Source organism: Catenulispora sp. EB89, from assembly GCF_041261445.1.
Taxonomy (GTDB): Bacteria; Actinomycetota; Actinomycetes; order Streptomycetales; family Catenulisporaceae; genus Catenulispora.
Map to the genome: position 1 here is coordinate 248,800 of NZ_JBGCCU010000012.1, position 15,381 is coordinate 264,180.

The following is a 15,381-nucleotide window of genomic DNA, read 5'->3' on the forward strand; positions in this document are numbered from 1 at the left end:
CAGACAGACGCTCACATACAGGCCTTACCATTGGAACGGTGTTCACCGATATCGAGAGCTTCCAGGCAGCGGCCGCGGCGAGCGGTCTGCCGCCGGTGGTCGGCCGACGGCACGACGCGGGGGCCTTCCGGGCCGGGCTCGTGGCGCGCGACCTCGGGCCGCTCAAGGTGATCGAGCTGGTCACGCCCGAGGGGGAGTGCTTCCGGGACGCTCGCCGCACCCGGCCCGAGGACGAGCAGCTGTGGCAGATCGAGCTGATGACGCGCGGACGTGCGCGCGTCGAGCAGGGCGGCGCCGTCGCCGAGCTCGGGCCGGCCGATCTGGTCCTCATCGATCCGGCGCGGCCGGTCCGCTTCGCCAGCACCGCCTGCGGGCACGTGACCATGCTCGTGCCCCGGCGCGAGCTGCGGATCCGCCCCGGGGACGCCGACCGGCTGACCGGGGTGCGGGTCAGCGGCACCAGCGGTCCCGGAGCCCTGGTGTCCGCGCTGGCGCGGGGCATGGTGCGCTCGCTGGGCGGCTTCGGCGCCGCCGAGGCGCACCGGTCGGCGGCCGCGGTGGTCGAACTGGTCTCGGTGGCGCTCGCGTCCCGGCTGGACGACGTGCGTCCGGGACCCGACGAGGCGTTGTGTGACCGCGTCGTCGGCTACATCGAGGCCCGGCTGTCCGACCGGGACCTCGCCCCGGGCTCGATCGCGGCGGCCCACCACATCTCCGTATGCCGGCTGCACAAGCTCTTCGAAGACCAGCCGCTGACCGTCGCGGCGCTCATCCGCCGGCGCCGGCTGGAGCAGTGCCGCGCCGAGCTGGCGCGCGGCGGCCGCACGGTCGAGGCGGTCGCGGCGCGCTGGGGCTTCGCCGATCCGGCGCACTTCAGCAGGCTCTTCAAGGCGACCTACGGCTACAACGCGGCGGCACTGACGTCCGGTAACCGGGCACGGAAAGTCAAGGTGGCCGCCGGCGGGCCCGGCGACGATGGAGGCGTACACATCACAGAAGGGTGATCACATGGAACGGTCGATCGAGGCGATGAGCGCCATTCCGGGCCGGATGTACGAGGCCTGGAACCGCGGGGACGTCCCCGGCTTCTTCGCCGACTTCGCCGAGGACGCCCTTTTCGCCGAGCTCGAAGGCACCATCTATCGCGGCCGCGCGGAGATGATCGCCGCCCACCAGATGCTCTTCGACACGGTGATCAAGGGCTCCCAGCTGGTGCGCAGCGAGATCGGGTTCGCCCGGCTCGTCGGCCCGGACACCGGTGTCGTGAACAGCCGCGTCGGCATGCTGATGCCGGGGGAGACGGAGCCGCCGGCGACCCGCTTTTCGATGCAGCTGTACGTCATGGCCTGGCAGGAGGACCGCTGGGTGGTCGTGGCGCTGGAGAACGCGCGGATCCTCTCCATGGAGTCCATGGCGGCGCTGGAGTCCCTGGCGGCCGGCGGGCAGCAGTCCCCGGCCGCCGGCTGACAGCGTCGTTCAGCAGGGCAGGATCTGGAACACCACGTACCCGGTCTGAGTGCCGGTCGTGAACCACGTGCCGCTGCAGTTGTAGCCGCGCTCGCCAACGTAGACCGTGTGCGCGGGGTCCTGGTAGACGGTCCACAGGCACCACGTCACCCCGGCGCTGCACGCCGGGTGGGCCTGCGCGGTGGCGGCGGGGATGACGGAGGCGGCGGCCACGGTGAGCGTGACGGCGGCGGCCGCGGTCAGGGTGCGGCGGAACATGGGACCTCCCGGGTGGTGGCGACACGGCGGATGGTGCGGCATGAGTCCCAGAGCCCTGATGATCAGAGTTCCGCGATCATCAGAGTTCTGATTCGTCAAGGCGGTTATACCGCACGGCCCGGCGTCCCCGGTAGCGCTTCAGATGCTGACGTCGTCCTCGTCCACTTCGTCAACTTCGTCTATGGCCAGTTCGTCTATGGCCAGCGTCAGGTGCGACATGTCGGCCGGCGGGGGCGTGGTGAAGGACCAGATCGGCCCTGCGAACCCGTCCGCCACGGCCGCCGGGGCGTCGGTGAGGTTCATGCGCTCCCGCAGGCGGCCGTAGAAGTTCGTCGGTCCCAGGCGCACGGCCCGGAGCCGGCGCTGCGCCGCGTACACCCCGATCCAGTCGTCCGGCTCCAGCAGCCCGCGCAGCTGGCCGTCGATGGTCACCGCGGCGTTGCCGGAGCGTTCGAGCAGCCGCAGCCCGACCGGCTCGTCGGGGCCGACGACCACGGACCGGTCGAACGCCATGTGCGGCGCGACCGGCGTGAACACGATCGCCTCGGCGCGCGGGGAGACGATCGGGCCGCCGGCGGCGAAGCTGTACGCGGTCGAGCCGGTCGGCGTGGCCACCACCAGCGCGTCGGCGGAGTAGGCGGCGAGCAGGTGGCCGCCGACGTACACGCCGACCGAGATCTGGTGGTCCCGCGACAGCTTCTCCAACACGATGTCGTTGACGCCGGAGACGTTGAGCGGGATGCCCCACTCGTCGCAGGCCACTCCGTCGTCGCGCACCTTCGGCGCGGGCAGCAGCGAGCCGCGGCCGTACACCGACGCCCAGCGCTCCATGTCGTCCGGCAGCTCCAGCCGGCGCGAGACCCGCAGCGTCAGCAGCATGCGGCTGTCGATCGTGATCTGGTGCTCCCACACGGCGTCCAGCGCCGTGGTGATCTCCGAGATCGGCACCTCCGTCAGGAAGCCCACGCGTCCCAGGTCGATGCCCAGCAGCAGCGCGTCGTTCGCGGCGGCCAGCCGCGCGCCGCGCAGGAACGTGCCGTCCCCGCCGAGCGTGACGATCAGGTCCGGGTTGCCGGCGGCCTCGACCTCGTCCTTCGCGTTGCGCCGCCGGTTGTGCCAGACATCGATGTCAGTACAGGTGATGCCGCGCTCGGCAGACCACTTGCGCACCAGTTCGCACGCGGCCGGAGCCTCGGCCCGCCCGCCGTGCACGACCAGGCCGATTCGCTTCACGGTCACCTCAGACTCCCCGCTTCTCGTCGCCCGCGCTGATCGGCTTCCGAGCGAGCACGCCGAGGCTGGGCGGCACCGGATTGCCGCCCTCCCGCAAGCTCGGCAACCACACGTCGACGTTGACCAGTCCCGGCGGCTCGATCTCCAGGCCCTTGAGCCACGGCGCGATCTGCTCGGCGCTCCGCGCCGTGAACGGCACGCCGGTGCGCTGGACGTAGTTCTGGGCCGCCTGCTGCTGCGCCTCCAAGGCGTTGTGGTCGTAGCCGCCGTGCGAGATGGCCAGGTAGCTGCCCGGCGCGCACGGCTCCATGAACGCGCGCACGATCTGTGCGGCCTGCTCGTCGTCGGCGATGAAGTGCAGCACCGCGAACATCAGCACCGCGACCGGCTTGCTCCAGTCGATGTTGTCGCGCACGACCGGGTGGTCCAGCACGACCTGCGGCTCGCGCAGGTCCGCCAGCGCCGCGTGCGCGGTGGCGTTGCCGGCGAGCAGGGCCCGGGCGTGGGCGATGGCGACCGGGTCCATGTCGATGTAGACGACCGTCGCCGCGGGGTCGACGGCCTGCGCGACCTCGTGGACGTTGCCGACCGTGGGGACTCCCGAGCCGAGGTCGAGGAACTGGCGGACGCCGTACGTCGTGACCAGTTCGCCGACGATGTGCCTGAGGAACACGCGGTTCGCCTTCGCCCACGCCGGCAGCGAGGGCAGCGCCTCGGCGGCGCGGCGTCCGGCTTCGCGGTCGGCTTCGAAGTTCTGCGAACCGCCCAGCCAGAAGTCGTAGATCCGCGCGATGCTCGGCCGGCTGGGGTCGACTTCGGGCAGGCTCAAGGCCAACTCGGCCGCGTCGATGGAGTCCATGGTCCGATTGTGGCGTCTCATCCGGAATGCCGCCCGGCTGATGCCCGGATCAGTCTGTGAGACGCAGCGCCAGCGCGGGGCATTCGGAGACGGCTTTCCGGGCGCGCCGCTGGGCTCCTGCGGGTATCGGGCTCCGCTGGACGATCGGGTAGCCCCACTCGTCCAGGGTGATGAGCTCCGGGAGGAGGTCGGCGCAGCCGCCGTGCCCCTGGCACGCGGTCCAGTCGACGCTCGGGTGCCGGGGCCGGGTCTTGCTGGTGGCTTCGGACATGAGGTCACCCTCCTTGTTCGATCGGGGCGGCGGGGCCGGCGGGGCCGGTCGGGAGCATCGGCGGACGGCCGGGTGCCCGGCATCGGCCCCGGTCGTGGTCGTCGATCTCCGCGGCGAAGGCGATCAGGGCGCTGCGCGCCAGGCGGGCTGAGCCGTCCGGGTGGCGGCAGGCGCCGCGGCCGGTGATCAGTCCGGCCCAGCGGGACAGGTCGTCGCGGAGTCGGCGCAGGTCGCTGCGCGGCGTGGGGTGGGCGAGTTCGTTGAAGGCCGCCGCCATGCGGGGCAGGCCGTTCAGGCAGGGGCCGCACTGCCCGGCTGACTCCAGCGCCAGGTAGCGCAGGACGGACGCGGTCTCGATCAGGCCGCAGCGGTCGTGCGGCAGGACGGCCAGCAGGCCGGCTCCCAGCGAGACGCCGAGGGTGGCAGCGCTGATGCCGGTGTCGGGCGTGACGGCGGTGGCGCGGTGCTCGACACCTGACAGCGTGCCGGTGCCGGTGCCGGTGCCGGTGCCGGTGCTGGTGGCGGTGGCGGTGCCCGTGGCCGTGGCCGTGGCCGTGCCGGTGCCGGCGGCGGTGGCCGTCAGCGGCAGCCAAGTGCCGTGGTACCCGCCGACCAACAACGCCTGCCCGGTCGCGGCGCCGGCCCCGCCCCCGACCAGGACGCCCAGCGGCGTGCCCGCCATGGCCTCCACCACGGTCGCCCCACCGTCCGCCCGCCGCACCGTGAACAGCGCCGTGGCCGTACCGGACCGGTACCACCCGGGGCCGTGCCGGGCGATCAGCGCCAGATGCGCCAGCGTCTCAACGTTCTGCACCAGCGTCGGACCGCCGCCGACGCCCCGCTCGAACACCGGCCGGGCCTGGTACCGGGGCAGCGCCGCACCGCCGTCGAGGAACGACACCAGCGCCGACTCCTGCCCGGACAGGAACCGTCGCGGCACCTCGACGACCGTGACCGGCACCGGCACCGCCGAGGCAGGCCGTTGCCGACTCATCTCGGTCAGATACCTGCCCAGGCCATGGCCGGACTCGACGGCCAGGAACGCCCGGTCGGCGCCGACAGCGGCCGCCGCCAGCGCGATCCCGTCCAGCACCAGGTGCGGCGCATGCCACAGCAGAGCCTTGTCCTTCGCGCTGGCCGGCTCGCCTTCCGAACCGTTGGCGATCACGACCGCCCGGCGTCCGGCCCGCCGCGCCGCCTCGCGGACCGCCGTCATCTTGCGGTGCGCCGGGAACGCCGCACCGCCCTGCCCGCACAGACCGGACAACTCTGCCGCCACGACGACTTGCTGACCGTCGAGGTACGACAGGTCGCCGTAGATCGCGCGATGCGCCTCGTAACCCAACGGCTCCAAGGGAAGCAGCCGCCGCGCCGTGCTCGTGGCGAGCGACCGGACGCGCACGGGCGCCGTGACCGTGTTCATCGGCGGACCCCCGCGAGGACGTCGGCCGGGGTCAGGGCACGTCGTCCCGCGGACACCCTCGGCACGAGGGCGATCAGCACCGCGGCGATACCGCCGATCGTCAGCCACAACGGCCAACCGCTCATCGGCTGTCCGCTCCCGCTGCCCATCGTCACGCCGTGCAGCACCGCCGCCGGCCAGCACGCGTAGGCCAGCCAGTGCACCGCACGCCACGTCCGCCGCCCCAACCGGGCCCGCAGCAAGCTCGTGACCGTCACCGCCACGATCAGATCCAGCGCCACCGTGCCGAAGCCCACCCACAAGGGCGAGTACGCGGACGTGAACGGCACCACTGCTGCCAGAGGGCTGATATCGACGTAGGAGTCGACGACCGCCGTGAGGATGTGCACGGCCAGGAACGCCACCGCCAGCAACGAGATGCTGCGGTGCAGCGCGACCGCGGCCAGCCGCGGCATCCCGGGGATCCGCACCTGCCGCCGCACGCTGATCCCCAGCACCATCACCGCGCTGAACAGCGTCAGGGACACGATCCCCGTGGCCTGTCCGACGTACCAGATCACCGCAGAGTCCACGACGACACCACCTTCGGGTCCAGCTTCGGGTCCAGCGCGTAGGAGAAGCCCGTGCTCCGCGGCGCGGCGGGCCACCGGCCGACCGTGCACACCGTCCCGTCCTCGGCGAGCAGCCGCGCGTCCAGGCCGCACTCCGCGAGCCAGGCCGGGGCCCGGGTGCCGCGGATGACGGCGGCCGTGGCGGCGATGTTGGCGTCCAGGCAGCCGGCGGCGGCCACGCTCACCGTGCGCCACGGCGTGCGCGCCGACAGGCCGGTGTGCGGGTTGACGATGTGATGCAGGGTCCTGCCGCCGCGGGTCCAGCGGCGCGCGGCGGTGCCGGAGGTGGCCAGGCCGCCGTCGCGGATCAGGACACTGGTGTGCGCGGCGTCCGGATCCGGATCGTCGGTCCGGTCCTGGACGCGGATCGTCCAGCCGTCCCCGGGCGCCGGTCCCGCGACGGCGATGTCGCCGCCGAGGCCGACCAGCACGCCGCAGCCGAACCTCGCGGCCAGCTCGGCGGCGGCGCGGTCGGCGGCCCAGGCCTTCGCCGTGGCGCCCAGGTCCAGCCGGACGCCGGCCGGGACGGCGAGCGTCCGGCGCCGCGCGTCGAACGCGATCCGCCGCCAGCCCGGCACCGGCCGGACCACCAGCCGCACCGGGCTGCCGTCGTGCTCCACCAGCTCGAAGTCGCGGTCGTAGCCGAGCCCGGCCAGCGCCGAGCCGACCGTCGGATCGACGTCCCCGCCGGTGAGCTCCGCGCCGCGCAGGGCGGCGGCGACGGCGTCCGCGAGCACGTCGCTGACCGGCGTCTCGCGTCCGTCCGAGCGGTCCAGCGCCACGAGCTCGGAGTCGTCGCGGAACCGGCTGCAGGCGGAGTCCACCCGGGCCAGCCACCCGGTCAGCGCCTGGCGCGCATCGGCCAGGGCGGCCGGTTCGGTGACCGCGAGCCGGACCGCGCAGCCCAGGGCGCGCCAGTCGGCCGCCGCGGTGTTCACGACGCACCCGACGTCGTGGTGTGGCCGGACGTGGTGGTGGTCGACGATGAGGATGACGTGGTCGGTGCAGACGTCGCTGGCTGGAGCCCTGAGCTGGACGATGTACTTGTGGTCGGTGTACTCGACTCCGAGTGTGCCCGGGGGACGGTTGCGGCGAGCGCCACCCCGCCGGCCACGCTGGCGGCGGTCACGCCCCAGGTCACGGCAGATATTCGGACGAGCCTGCGACGGGCTTCGCGTTCCATGTCGACACCTCCACGACGGCTGGATGGATCGCCACCAACCGTCACCCGGCGGGGTGAGAGAGTGATGAGCCGGGCATCAATATCGACTTTGAGAAGCAACTCACAGGAAAGCGCCCGGCCGGTCAGGAGTCCGAGACTCCTGACCGGCCGGGCGGATTCAGCTCGTAATGGTCAGCTGTTGTGGACGATGCTGTAGACACCCCATCCCATCGCGGCGAGCACGGCGAGGAAGCAGATCCCCGCAGCCACCTTCCCGAGCAGGTCAGGTTGTGCCTCGGCGGAGGCCTCCGCTGCGCCGGCCGACCCCGGCCCCGACCCCGACGCCCCGCCCCGGGGCGCCAGCGCCCGCAGCCCGACCGCGAACAGCGCGGGCAGCCCGGCACCGGCCAGCAGGCCGATCACGACGATCTTCCACAGCGCGTTCAGATTGATCCAGGAGTTCACGTTCGCTGCTTCCCTTCAGCCGATCACGCGGCCGCGCCGACCGGCACGGCGCCCGGGGCCACCGAGCCGGACCACTGGCTGTTGACGTTCGACGCCGTCACCGCGGTGCGGCGCGAGGCGAGGTAGAACCCGGTCGCGCAGGCGGCGAGCACCACGAAGATGGTGGAGGTGCCGGCGGTCCCGCCGATGCCGTGCGCCGTGGCGTAGGCCAGCGCGCCGACCAGGCCCGCGGCGGGCAGCGTCAGCACCCAGGCGAAGGCCATCCGGCCGGCGACCGACCAGCGCACCTCGGCGCCCTTCTTGCCGACGCCGGAGCCCAGGATCGAGCCGGTGGCGACGTGCGTGGTGGACAGCGAGTAGCCGAAGCTGCTGGAGAGCAGGATCACCGCGGCGGAGGACGACTCGGCCGCCATCCCCTGCGGCGACTCGATCTCCACCAGGCCCTTGCCCAGCGTCCGGATCACGCGCCAGCCGCCGACGTAGGTGCCCAGGCTGATCGCCAGGGCGCAGGAGATGATGACCCACGCCGGCGCCTTGGCGTGCGCGCCGACGGAGCCGTTGGCGATGAGGGCCAGGGTGATGACGCCCATCGTCTTCTGCGCGTCGTTGGTGCCGTGCGCCAGCGACACCATGGACGCCGAGCCGATCTGCCCGATCCGGAAGCCCCGGCCGCGCAGCCCGTCCGGCACCCCGCGGGTGATCCGGTAGACCAGCCAGGTCCCCACGGCCGCCACCATCCCGGCGATCACCGGCGAGAGGACGGCGGGCAGGATGACCTTGGACGTGATGCCGTGCCACTGCACCGCGTGCCCGCCGGCCGAGGCGATGGCCGCGCCGACGACCCCGCCGATCAGGGCGTGCGAGGAGCTGGAGGGCAGCCCCAGGTACCAGGTGGCGAGGTTCCACAGGATGCCGCCGGTCAACCCGGCGAACACCATGGTGAGCGTCACCAGGTGGGTCTGGACCAGACCGCTGGCGATGGTCGCCGCGACGCTGAAGGACAAGAACGCCCCGACGAGGTTCAGGACGCTGGACACCGCCACAGCGATTCGGGGCGGGAGCGCCCCGGTGGCGATGGAGGTGGCCATCGCGTTGCCGGTGTCATGGAAGCCGTTGGTGAAGTCGAAGCCCAGCGCTGTGGCCACCACGAGCGCGAGCAGGACGCTGTTGCCAGTCACGTCGGTTGGGTAACCGCATATGGCCTGCGAAAACGTTCCCGGAGGGCAGAGATGCCGGACGTGGGATCTATTCATCTGATTTCACTCGGACCTCACCTTCCGTTGGGGAAGCGGCCAAGCCCGGTGATCATGACGTGCTCGTTTGACCCGTCGTGACCAGCCCCTGAAGATGGTGCGGAACAGGGGGAGATCATCAATGCGGGTGGCGCTGCTGGGACCGGTCGGGCTGGTTTCGGAGGACGGCGTTCCGGTCGGGGTCGGAGGCCCGCGGGTCAGGGCTCTGCTGGCCCTGTGCGCGCTCCAGCCGGGCCGTCCGGTGGTGTCGGCACGGCTGATCGACGCGATCTGGGGCGAACAGCCTCCGGAGAACGCGGCCAACGCGCTTCAGACACTGGTGAAACGGCTTCGCGCGGTCTGCGGACGCGCGGCGGTGGTCCGGCGCGCCGGCGGGTACGCGCTGATGATCGAGCCCTGCGACGTCGACGCGCACCGGTTCACTCACCTTCTGATGCTCGCGCGGCGCCAGGCTTCCGCGAACGCCACTGAAAACACTTCCGAGAACAACACCGCGAACGCCTCCGAACTGGCCGCATCGACCCTGGTCCAGGCGTTGCGCGAATGGACCGGCCCGGCCCTCGCCGACCTGACCGGCTTTCCGCAACTGGCCAGCGCCGCCGCCGCGCTGGAGACGGCGCGGCTCGAAGCGGTGGAACTGCTTGCCGACTGTCGGCTGGCCCTGGGACGTGCCGAGGAGTCGATCCCCGATCTGGCGGCCGAGGTCGCGGCGCACCCGCTGCGCGAGCCGCTGACCGCACGGCTGATGACGGCGCTCGCCGCCGCCGGCCGTCGCTCCGAAGCACTCACCTCCTATCAGGCCATCCGGCGGCTGCTGGCCGACGAGCTCGGCGTGTATCCGTCGCCGGAACTCGCCGCTGTCCATACCGACCTGCTGCGGCAGGACGCTGCGCACGTTGATGCCCATGCCCCGGCCTCGGAGCCGCGCGGGCCGCGGACGAACCTGCCCCGTCCGCTGACCTCGTTCGTCGGCCGCGACGCGGAGGTCGGCACGATCAGCCGGCTGCTGGAGGACAGCGCCCTGGTCACGCTCACCGGCCCCGGCGGGACCGGCAAGACCCGGCTGGCGCTGGAGACGGCGGCGCGCCTGTCCGGCGGCCACCCCGACGGCGTCTGGCTGGTCGAGCTCGGCGCGGTGGCCGGGCCGGCGCGGCTCGGCGGCGCGGTCCTGGGCGCGCTGGCCCCGCTCGGCGCGCGCGGAGCTCACGGCGCCCTCAGCACCCGCGGAGCAGTCGGAGCCCGCGGCGTTCCGGCGGTCGCTCGACCCGGTGCGGACGGCGCCGACAGCACGGAGGGCGACAGCGCCGCAGCGGTCGCCGAGGCCTTGGCGGACCGGCGCGCGCTGCTCGTCATCGACAACTGCGAGCACCTGATCGACGCGGTCGCCGCGCTGGTCCACACCATCCTGGAGCGCTGCCCGGGTATCAGGATCCTGGCGACCAGCCGGGAACCCCTCGACGTGCCCGGCGAGCGCCTGCTGCCGGTCCCGCCGCTGGCGCTGGCCCCCGCCGATGCCGACGCCGATCCCCGCCAGGCGCTGCAATCCGCGGCGGTACGCCTGTTCGCCGACCGGGCCGCGCAGTCCCGCCCCGGCTTCGGCCTGGACACCGGGAACAGCGCGGCGGTGTGCGCGATCTGCCGGCACCTGGACGGCATCCCGCTCGCGCTGGAGCTGGCGGCGATCCGGACCCGCTCGATGGACCCGGCGGACGTGGCCGCGGGCCTGGCCGACCGGTTCCGGCTGCTGGCTGCGGGCCCGCGCACGGCGGCGCCCCGTCACCGCAGCCTGCGCGCCGTGGTGGCCTGGAGCTGGGACCTGCTGACCGAGGCCGAGCGCGACCTGGCCCGGCGGCTGGCGGTCTTCGTCGGCGGCACCACCGCGGACACGGTCAGGATCCTGTTCGGGGAGGAGTCGCCGGGGCTGCTGGCGTCGTTGGCGGACAAGTCGATCGTGCAGTGGGACGGGGCCCGCTACAGCATGCTGGAGACGATCCGTGCCTACGCCGCCGAGGACGCGCAGGCCCACGGCGTTTTGGCGGCGGCCTCGCGCAGCCACGCGGAGTTCTTCACGTGCCTCGTCGAGCGCGGCGAGCCGGCCCTGCGCACGGCGGAGCAGGTTCGGTGGCTGGCGATTCTGGCGGCCGAGCACGACAACTGCGGCGCGGCGCTGGGCTGGGCCGTTGAGAACGGCGATGTCCGCACGGCTCTGCGCCTGTTCGGGAGCCTCAGCTGGTATCTGCTGCTGCGGGGGCATCGCACGGAGCTGACGGCTTGGCGGCGGCGGGTGCTGCCGCTCGTGCCGTTTGGGCCGGACGCGCTGGACGTGCCGGGTGGGCCGGTCGGGCCGGACGTGCCGGGCGGGTCGGTCGGGCAGGGCGGGCCCGTCGGGTCGGTCGGGCAGGGCGGGCCGCCGCCGGGCCTGGCCTCGGCGTATCTTTCCTGCGCGTTCGCGGCGGACTTGCAGGACCATCTGGACCCGGCGCGCTGGAACCAGATGGTGCAGGCGAGCCCTGGGTTCCTCGGGGTGTACGCGCGTGCGCTGAGCGAGGAGCGCGGGCCGCATCCCGTCTTCCGGCTCGTGACGGCCGTGTACGCCGGCGGGTCGGAGGACTTCGCCGAACTCACGGCATCGGCGGACCCGTGGTTGGTCGGCAACGCCTTGCTGCTGCGCGGCAGTGCGCTGTTCAACGCCGGGGACTACGCCTCGGCGTCGGCGGATCTGGCGGCGGCCGTCGAGGTGCTGCGCGGTATCCGCGACCAGCAGGCCCTTCTCAGGGCTTTGCTGACGCTGGCGACAGTGGTGGTGCGCACAGACGGCACCGCGGCCGCCTCGGAGCTGCTGGCCGAGGCCGACGCGCTGCTCGACCGCTGGCCGGGGACCGAGGAAGCGGTCAACGCCCTGGCGTGGATCGCGCACCTGTATTACTGGGACGGGAATCTGGACGCCGCCGAAGTCCGGCTGAAGCGTGCGCGGGCACACCGGCTCAGCGAGGTTTCCGAGGCGGTGCTGGCGACGCTCGCGGCGGTCGAGGCCGACGTGCGGCGCGGGCGCGGGGACCTGCGCGGCGCGCTGGCCGACTACGCGGCGGTGATCCGGCAGGTCGACGGCGGGCTTCCGCCGGACGATCCGGTCGGGGTGTATCCGGCGATCACGCTGCGGCTGGCGGCGGTTTCGGGGTTGACTTCGGGCCCTGCCGCGGCGGTGGCCGTGGCTTCTGAGGCTTCTCGCACTTCTGCTGCCCAGCACCCCCAGCGCCATGTCGCCAACGCCGGCGCACTCTGGGTCCGCCTCTCCTACGCGTTCGCCCTCATCGAGGACGGCCAGCCCGCCGCCGCCGCCGCGCAGCTCGCCACACTCCTGGACCTGCTTCGCACGTCGTGGCACCTGCCACTACTCCTCGGCTCGGCAGTCGCTTTCGCCGCGCTCGCCCACGACGCCGGCGACCCGACGGAGGCCGCCGTGCTGCTGGGCGCCGCGGCTTCGTTGCACCGCGAGCGTGCGACCGGCGGTCCCAATACGGTTCGGGTGACGGAGCGCGTCCGCACCACGCTCGGGACCGAGGAGTTCGCGCGTGCCGTGTCGCTCGGGGCACGGATGGCGGTCGGCGAGCTCGTCGAGCGCTTGCTCGCGCGGGCGGCTGGCGGTCTGGGGCCCGACGGCGATTGATCCGCCGCCGGCCTAGGTGCCAGTCGAGGTGCGCCGTCACATCCCCAGCGCAGCGAAAATCGCCGCCGCGAACTCGTCGGGGTACTCCAGCGGCGCGAAGTGCCCGGCGCCGTCGACGAAGCGGAGCGTGGCGTCGCTGAAGTAGTCGTCCAGCCGGTCCGACCACGCGCGGGGGAACAGCGGGTCCTGATCGGGCCACAGCACCGTGGTCGGGACGCTGATCCGGTCCTCGGCGGCCGGCGTGGTCTCGCGCACCGACGTGGCCACGGCCCCGGCGCCGGCCCGGTACCAGGCGATGGAGGCGGCGAACGCGCCGGGCGCGCCGTAGACGTCGACCAGGTGGTCCAGGTCCGCCTCGTCGACCGTGAACGCGGATCCCGACCAGTGCGACCAGAAGTGCCGCAGATAGGCCCGCACGGCCTCGGGCCTGCCGTCGATCAGCGCCTCGATCAGCTCCAGGCGGTGGAACGCCTGATACCAGAACTCCTGCTGCGGCTCCGGGTCCAGGATCCGGCGCCCGATACCGGGCAGCGGCGGCGCGACGACCAGCGCCCGCACCGAATCAGGACGCTGCCGCGCCAGCGCCTGGGCCACCCGGCTGCCGACGTCGTAGCCGGCCACGACCGGCCGGACCATGCCGACCTCCTCGATGAGCGCGGCCACGCTGCGCGCCTGCGCGACGGCGCCGTACTGCTCAGCGGGGTCGGCGGGGTGCTTGTCGGACGCCCCGAACCCCCGCAGGTCCGGCACGAGCAGCTCGCAGCCGCCCGACAGCCGGGGGACCAGCTCGCGGTAATCGGTCCGGTCGCCGGGCCAGCCGTGCACCAGGACGACCGGCGGCCCGGAACCGACGCGGTCGTAGGCGATGCGGAAGCCGTCCACCGGTTCGCTGAGCTCCATGGACCCATCTAAGCGCTAGCCGCCGACCGCCGCCGTGTGGGCGTAAAGCCGGACGCGGACGACGCGGCCGCCGGCGGCCGCGATCACCTGCTCGACCCGGCTGTCGAACGACTCCCACACCTCCGTCCCGCCGGGCGTCTCGCCGAAGAACTCCTCGAACGCCTCGGGCCCGTCGTAGTTGCCGCCGTAGGGCAGCGACTCGGCTGCTGTCGCGGTGCGCGAACAGCTCGGTGACGGCGCAGGCCATCTCGTTCTTCGTGTAGACCGCCCACGAGCCGGGGTTCGCGGCGGCGGCGTCGAGGGCTTCGACCGCGACCACGTCGGTCCCGATGACGGCGTCGGCGAAGGAGAAGTTGTCCGGCGGCGTGAGCGTCATCATCACGAAGACGTCCGCCGGGCTGATGCCCGGGTCGGCGGCCAGCAGGCGCACCAGCGTCGCGTAGAAGCGGCGCTTGGCCTGCGGGCCGCGCTCCAGGCACCGCGTCCGGGGCGAACTCGTGGATGAGCTGGGGGTCGTCATTGGGCTTCATGGCGAGTTCGGCGACCAGCGCGCTTGCCCCGGACCAGTGAGATGTCGACGAAGGGCATGTTCCGTCCTCTCGGGTCCGAACGCCATGCCGCACATCGAACTGGGCAACGACCAGCCCGGGATCCGCTCCCTGTTCTTCTTCTGCCCCGAGACCGCCGCGCCGCTGAGCGAGCTGGCCGAGGTGCTGTTGCGCGGTCCGGGCACGCTGGAACGGTGGGAGCGGGAGTCGATCGCCACGCACGTCTCCGGTATGTCGACGGTCTGGCCACCGTCGCGCCGGAGGATCCGGCGGGCTACGCCGCCGGCGCCGAGGTGTTGGTGGTTCAGGGGTACCTGCCGCTGGTCGAGGCTGCGCGGGCTTACTCGTCGCGCTAGGCGATGCGGAGGTGCGGCCTTTCACCGTTCGGCTGCTGGCCTTGCCCTTGCTCTCGCTCTCGTTCTTGCTCTGCTGTGAACTCGCCGATGGTCCCATCCGCACTCGGTAACCACAGGTCCACATCGCGCTGGTATCCGCGGGTGGCGCGGCCGGTGGCGCTGATCGTGACGCGGCGCCGCGTGAGGTTGCCGGTGCCGTCGCCGAGTCCTTCCCAGCGCGGGTTGCGCGTGGTCAGCGTCAGGTGCGCGGTCTCCCACGGTCCGGTGACGACCAGGACGCAGCCGCGCTGCCTGTCCCCGGGCCGGACGCGGTACGTCATGCGCCGCAGCTGAGCGTCGCTCGGCCGCCGAGGCGTGTGCAGCAGCACGAGGTCCACGGCGCCGGCGAGGACGGCGGCGGCGTCGAGCCACCGCTCGCCGGGGTCGTCGAGCAGCAGCATCTTCGACAGGTCGGCGCCGAGCCCGGAGGCGGCGGCGATGCCGAAGTTCGGGAACCCGACCACCCCGGCCCAGGCGCCGCCCGCCGTGGCCCCGGCGACGAGCGCGAGGGCGGCGTAGGTGATGGCGCCGTCGGCGGGCGGGGGGTGTTCGCCTGCCGGTGCTCGGCCACCGCTGTCGCTGCTGCTGCCGTTACCTGTTGCCCTTCCGCTGTTGCTGTTGCTGTTGCTGTTGCTGTTGCCGCTGCCGCCCGCCGCACCACCGATGCGCGGCGACGCCGTGACGATGGTGCCGCGCGCGAGAAGCCCGCCCGGCACGAGCGACCGCAGGAGCGGATGCAGCGGAATGTCGCCGCCCTCGGCCGGCCCCCGCCGCCGTGCCTCAGGCGCGGTGCCGTTGTCGACCAGCTGCCGCCGCAGGCGGGCAATGGCATCGTCACGATCCTGCTCCGGCAGCGGTGCGCCCATGAC

The 15,381-nt window shown here is 73.0% G+C and carries 15 protein-coding genes and 1 pseudogene; 4 read left to right on the forward strand and 12 right to left on the reverse strand.

Annotated features, from left to right (window positions below):
- The first annotated feature begins 38 nt into the window (after nt 1-38).
- Entirely contained in the window at nt 39-1,004 is a 966-nt protein-coding gene (locus ABH920_RS25550) for a helix-turn-helix domain-containing protein (RefSeq protein ID WP_370351651.1), read from the forward strand.
- A 4-nt stretch (nt 1,005-1,008) separates the two neighbouring features.
- Nucleotides 1,009-1,467 (forward strand): SgcJ/EcaC family oxidoreductase, encoded by a 459-nt coding sequence (locus tag ABH920_RS25555; protein WP_370351652.1) that lies wholly within the window; start codon nt 1,009-1,011, stop codon nt 1,465-1,467.
- 9 nt (nt 1,468-1,476) lie between these two features.
- Here the strand turns inward: ABH920_RS25555 and ABH920_RS25560 are convergent, their stop codons facing one another.
- The 9 genes from ABH920_RS25560 to ABH920_RS25600 all read right to left on the reverse strand — a co-directional run bounded on the left by ABH920_RS25560 (nt 1,477) and on the right by ABH920_RS25600 (nt 8,927).
- Nucleotides 1,477-1,725 (reverse strand): hypothetical protein, encoded by a 249-nt coding sequence (locus tag ABH920_RS25560; RefSeq protein ID WP_370351653.1) that lies wholly within the window; start codon nt 1,723-1,725, stop codon nt 1,477-1,479.
- A 138-nt stretch (nt 1,726-1,863) separates the two neighbouring features.
- Nucleotides 1,864-2,964, reverse strand: a complete 1,101-nt coding sequence (locus tag ABH920_RS25565) for an NAD(+)/NADH kinase (RefSeq protein WP_370351654.1) — start codon at nt 2,962-2,964, stop codon at nt 1,864-1,866.
- A 1-nt stretch (nt 2,965) separates the two neighbouring features.
- On the reverse strand, nt 2,966-3,817 hold the full coding sequence (locus ABH920_RS25570) for an SAM-dependent methyltransferase (protein WP_370351655.1): 852 nt from the start codon (nt 3,815-3,817) through the stop codon (nt 2,966-2,968).
- A gap of 49 nt (nt 3,818-3,866) precedes the next feature.
- Nucleotides 3,867-4,088: a ferredoxin gene (locus ABH920_RS25575; protein WP_370351656.1), complete on the reverse strand. Its 222-nt coding sequence runs from the start codon at nt 4,086-4,088 to the stop codon at nt 3,867-3,869.
- A gap of 4 nt (nt 4,089-4,092) precedes the next feature.
- Nucleotides 4,093-5,511: an NADH-ubiquinone oxidoreductase-F iron-sulfur binding region domain-containing protein gene (locus ABH920_RS25580; RefSeq protein ID WP_370351657.1), complete on the reverse strand. Its 1,419-nt coding sequence runs from the start codon at nt 5,509-5,511 to the stop codon at nt 4,093-4,095.
- On the reverse strand, nt 5,508-6,083 hold the full coding sequence (locus ABH920_RS25585; RefSeq protein ID WP_370351658.1) for a ferric reductase-like transmembrane domain-containing protein: 576 nt from the start codon (nt 6,081-6,083) through the stop codon (nt 5,508-5,510). Before ABH920_RS25585 ends, ABH920_RS25580 begins: the two co-directional genes overlap by 4 nt.
- A complete protein-coding gene (locus ABH920_RS25590; RefSeq protein WP_370351659.1) occupies nt 6,068-7,060 on the reverse strand; it encodes an FAD:protein FMN transferase in 993 nt (330 codons plus the stop codon). The genes ABH920_RS25585 and ABH920_RS25590 overlap by 16 nt, the downstream gene beginning before the upstream one ends.
- Before the next feature lie 416 nt (nt 7,061-7,476).
- Nucleotides 7,477-7,749, reverse strand: coding sequence for a hypothetical protein (locus ABH920_RS25595; RefSeq protein ID WP_370351660.1), 273 nt, complete (start codon nt 7,747-7,749; stop codon nt 7,477-7,479).
- Nucleotides 7,750-7,772: 23 nt separating this feature from the next.
- The gene (locus tag ABH920_RS25600) at nt 7,773-8,927 is read right to left on the reverse strand and encodes an anion permease (RefSeq protein WP_370351661.1); all 1,155 of its coding nucleotides are present in this window, start codon (nt 8,925-8,927) and stop codon (nt 7,773-7,775) included.
- A 196-nt stretch (nt 8,928-9,123) separates the two neighbouring features.
- Here ABH920_RS25600 and ABH920_RS25605 point away from each other — a divergent pair, with 196 nt between their 5' ends.
- Complete coding sequence (locus ABH920_RS25605) at nt 9,124-12,669, forward strand: BTAD domain-containing putative transcriptional regulator (protein ID WP_370351662.1); 3,546 nt, start codon at nt 9,124-9,126, stop codon at nt 12,667-12,669.
- 36 nt (nt 12,670-12,705) lie between these two features.
- Here ABH920_RS25605 and ABH920_RS25610 read toward each other — a convergent pair whose 3' ends face one another.
- On the reverse strand, nt 12,706-13,569 hold the full coding sequence (locus ABH920_RS25610; protein WP_370351663.1) for an alpha/beta fold hydrolase: 864 nt from the start codon (nt 13,567-13,569) through the stop codon (nt 12,706-12,708).
- A 400-nt stretch (nt 13,570-13,969) separates the two neighbouring features.
- Nucleotides 13,970-14,089 (reverse strand): annotated as a pseudogene (locus ABH920_RS25615) (hypothetical protein); the annotation flags it as partial.
- A 222-nt stretch (nt 14,090-14,311) separates the two neighbouring features.
- Here ABH920_RS25615 and ABH920_RS25620 point away from each other — a divergent pair.
- Nucleotides 14,312-14,473, forward strand: a complete 162-nt coding sequence (locus tag ABH920_RS25620; protein WP_370351664.1) for a hypothetical protein — start codon at nt 14,312-14,314, stop codon at nt 14,471-14,473.
- Here the strand turns inward: ABH920_RS25620 and ABH920_RS25625 are convergent.
- Nucleotides 14,470-15,378, reverse strand: a complete 909-nt coding sequence (locus tag ABH920_RS25625) for a hypothetical protein (RefSeq protein ID WP_370351665.1) — start codon at nt 15,376-15,378, stop codon at nt 14,470-14,472. The two genes, ABH920_RS25620 and ABH920_RS25625, sit on opposite strands and share 4 nt — an antisense overlap.
- Nucleotides 15,379-15,381 lie beyond the last annotated feature (3 nt).

Excerpts from the sequence above, each read along its gene's own strand:
- ABH920_RS25555 (WP_370351652.1), top strand. The coding sequence starts at position 1,009 with ATGGAACGGTCGATCGAGGCGATGAGCGCCATTCCGGGCCGGATGTAC.
- ABH920_RS25560 (WP_370351653.1), bottom strand. The coding sequence starts at position 1,725 with ATGTTCCGCCGCACCCTGACCGCGGCCGCCGCCGTCACGCTCACCGTG.
- ABH920_RS25570 (WP_370351655.1), bottom strand. The coding sequence starts at position 3,817 with ATGGACTCCATCGACGCGGCCGAGTTGGCCTTGAGCCTGCCCGAAGTC.
- ABH920_RS25575 (WP_370351656.1), bottom strand. The coding sequence starts at position 4,088 with ATGTCCGAAGCCACCAGCAAGACCCGGCCCCGGCACCCGAGCGTCGAC.
- ABH920_RS25580 (WP_370351657.1), bottom strand. The coding sequence starts at position 5,511 with ATGAACACGGTCACGGCGCCCGTGCGCGTCCGGTCGCTCGCCACGAGC.
- ABH920_RS25605 (WP_370351662.1), top strand. The coding sequence starts at position 9,124 with ATGCGGGTGGCGCTGCTGGGACCGGTCGGGCTGGTTTCGGAGGACGGC.
- ABH920_RS25610 (WP_370351663.1), bottom strand. The coding sequence starts at position 13,569 with ATGGAGCTCAGCGAACCGGTGGACGGCTTCCGCATCGCCTACGACCGC.
- ABH920_RS25625 (WP_370351665.1), bottom strand. The coding sequence starts at position 15,378 with ATGGGCGCACCGCTGCCGGAGCAGGATCGTGACGATGCCATTGCCCGC.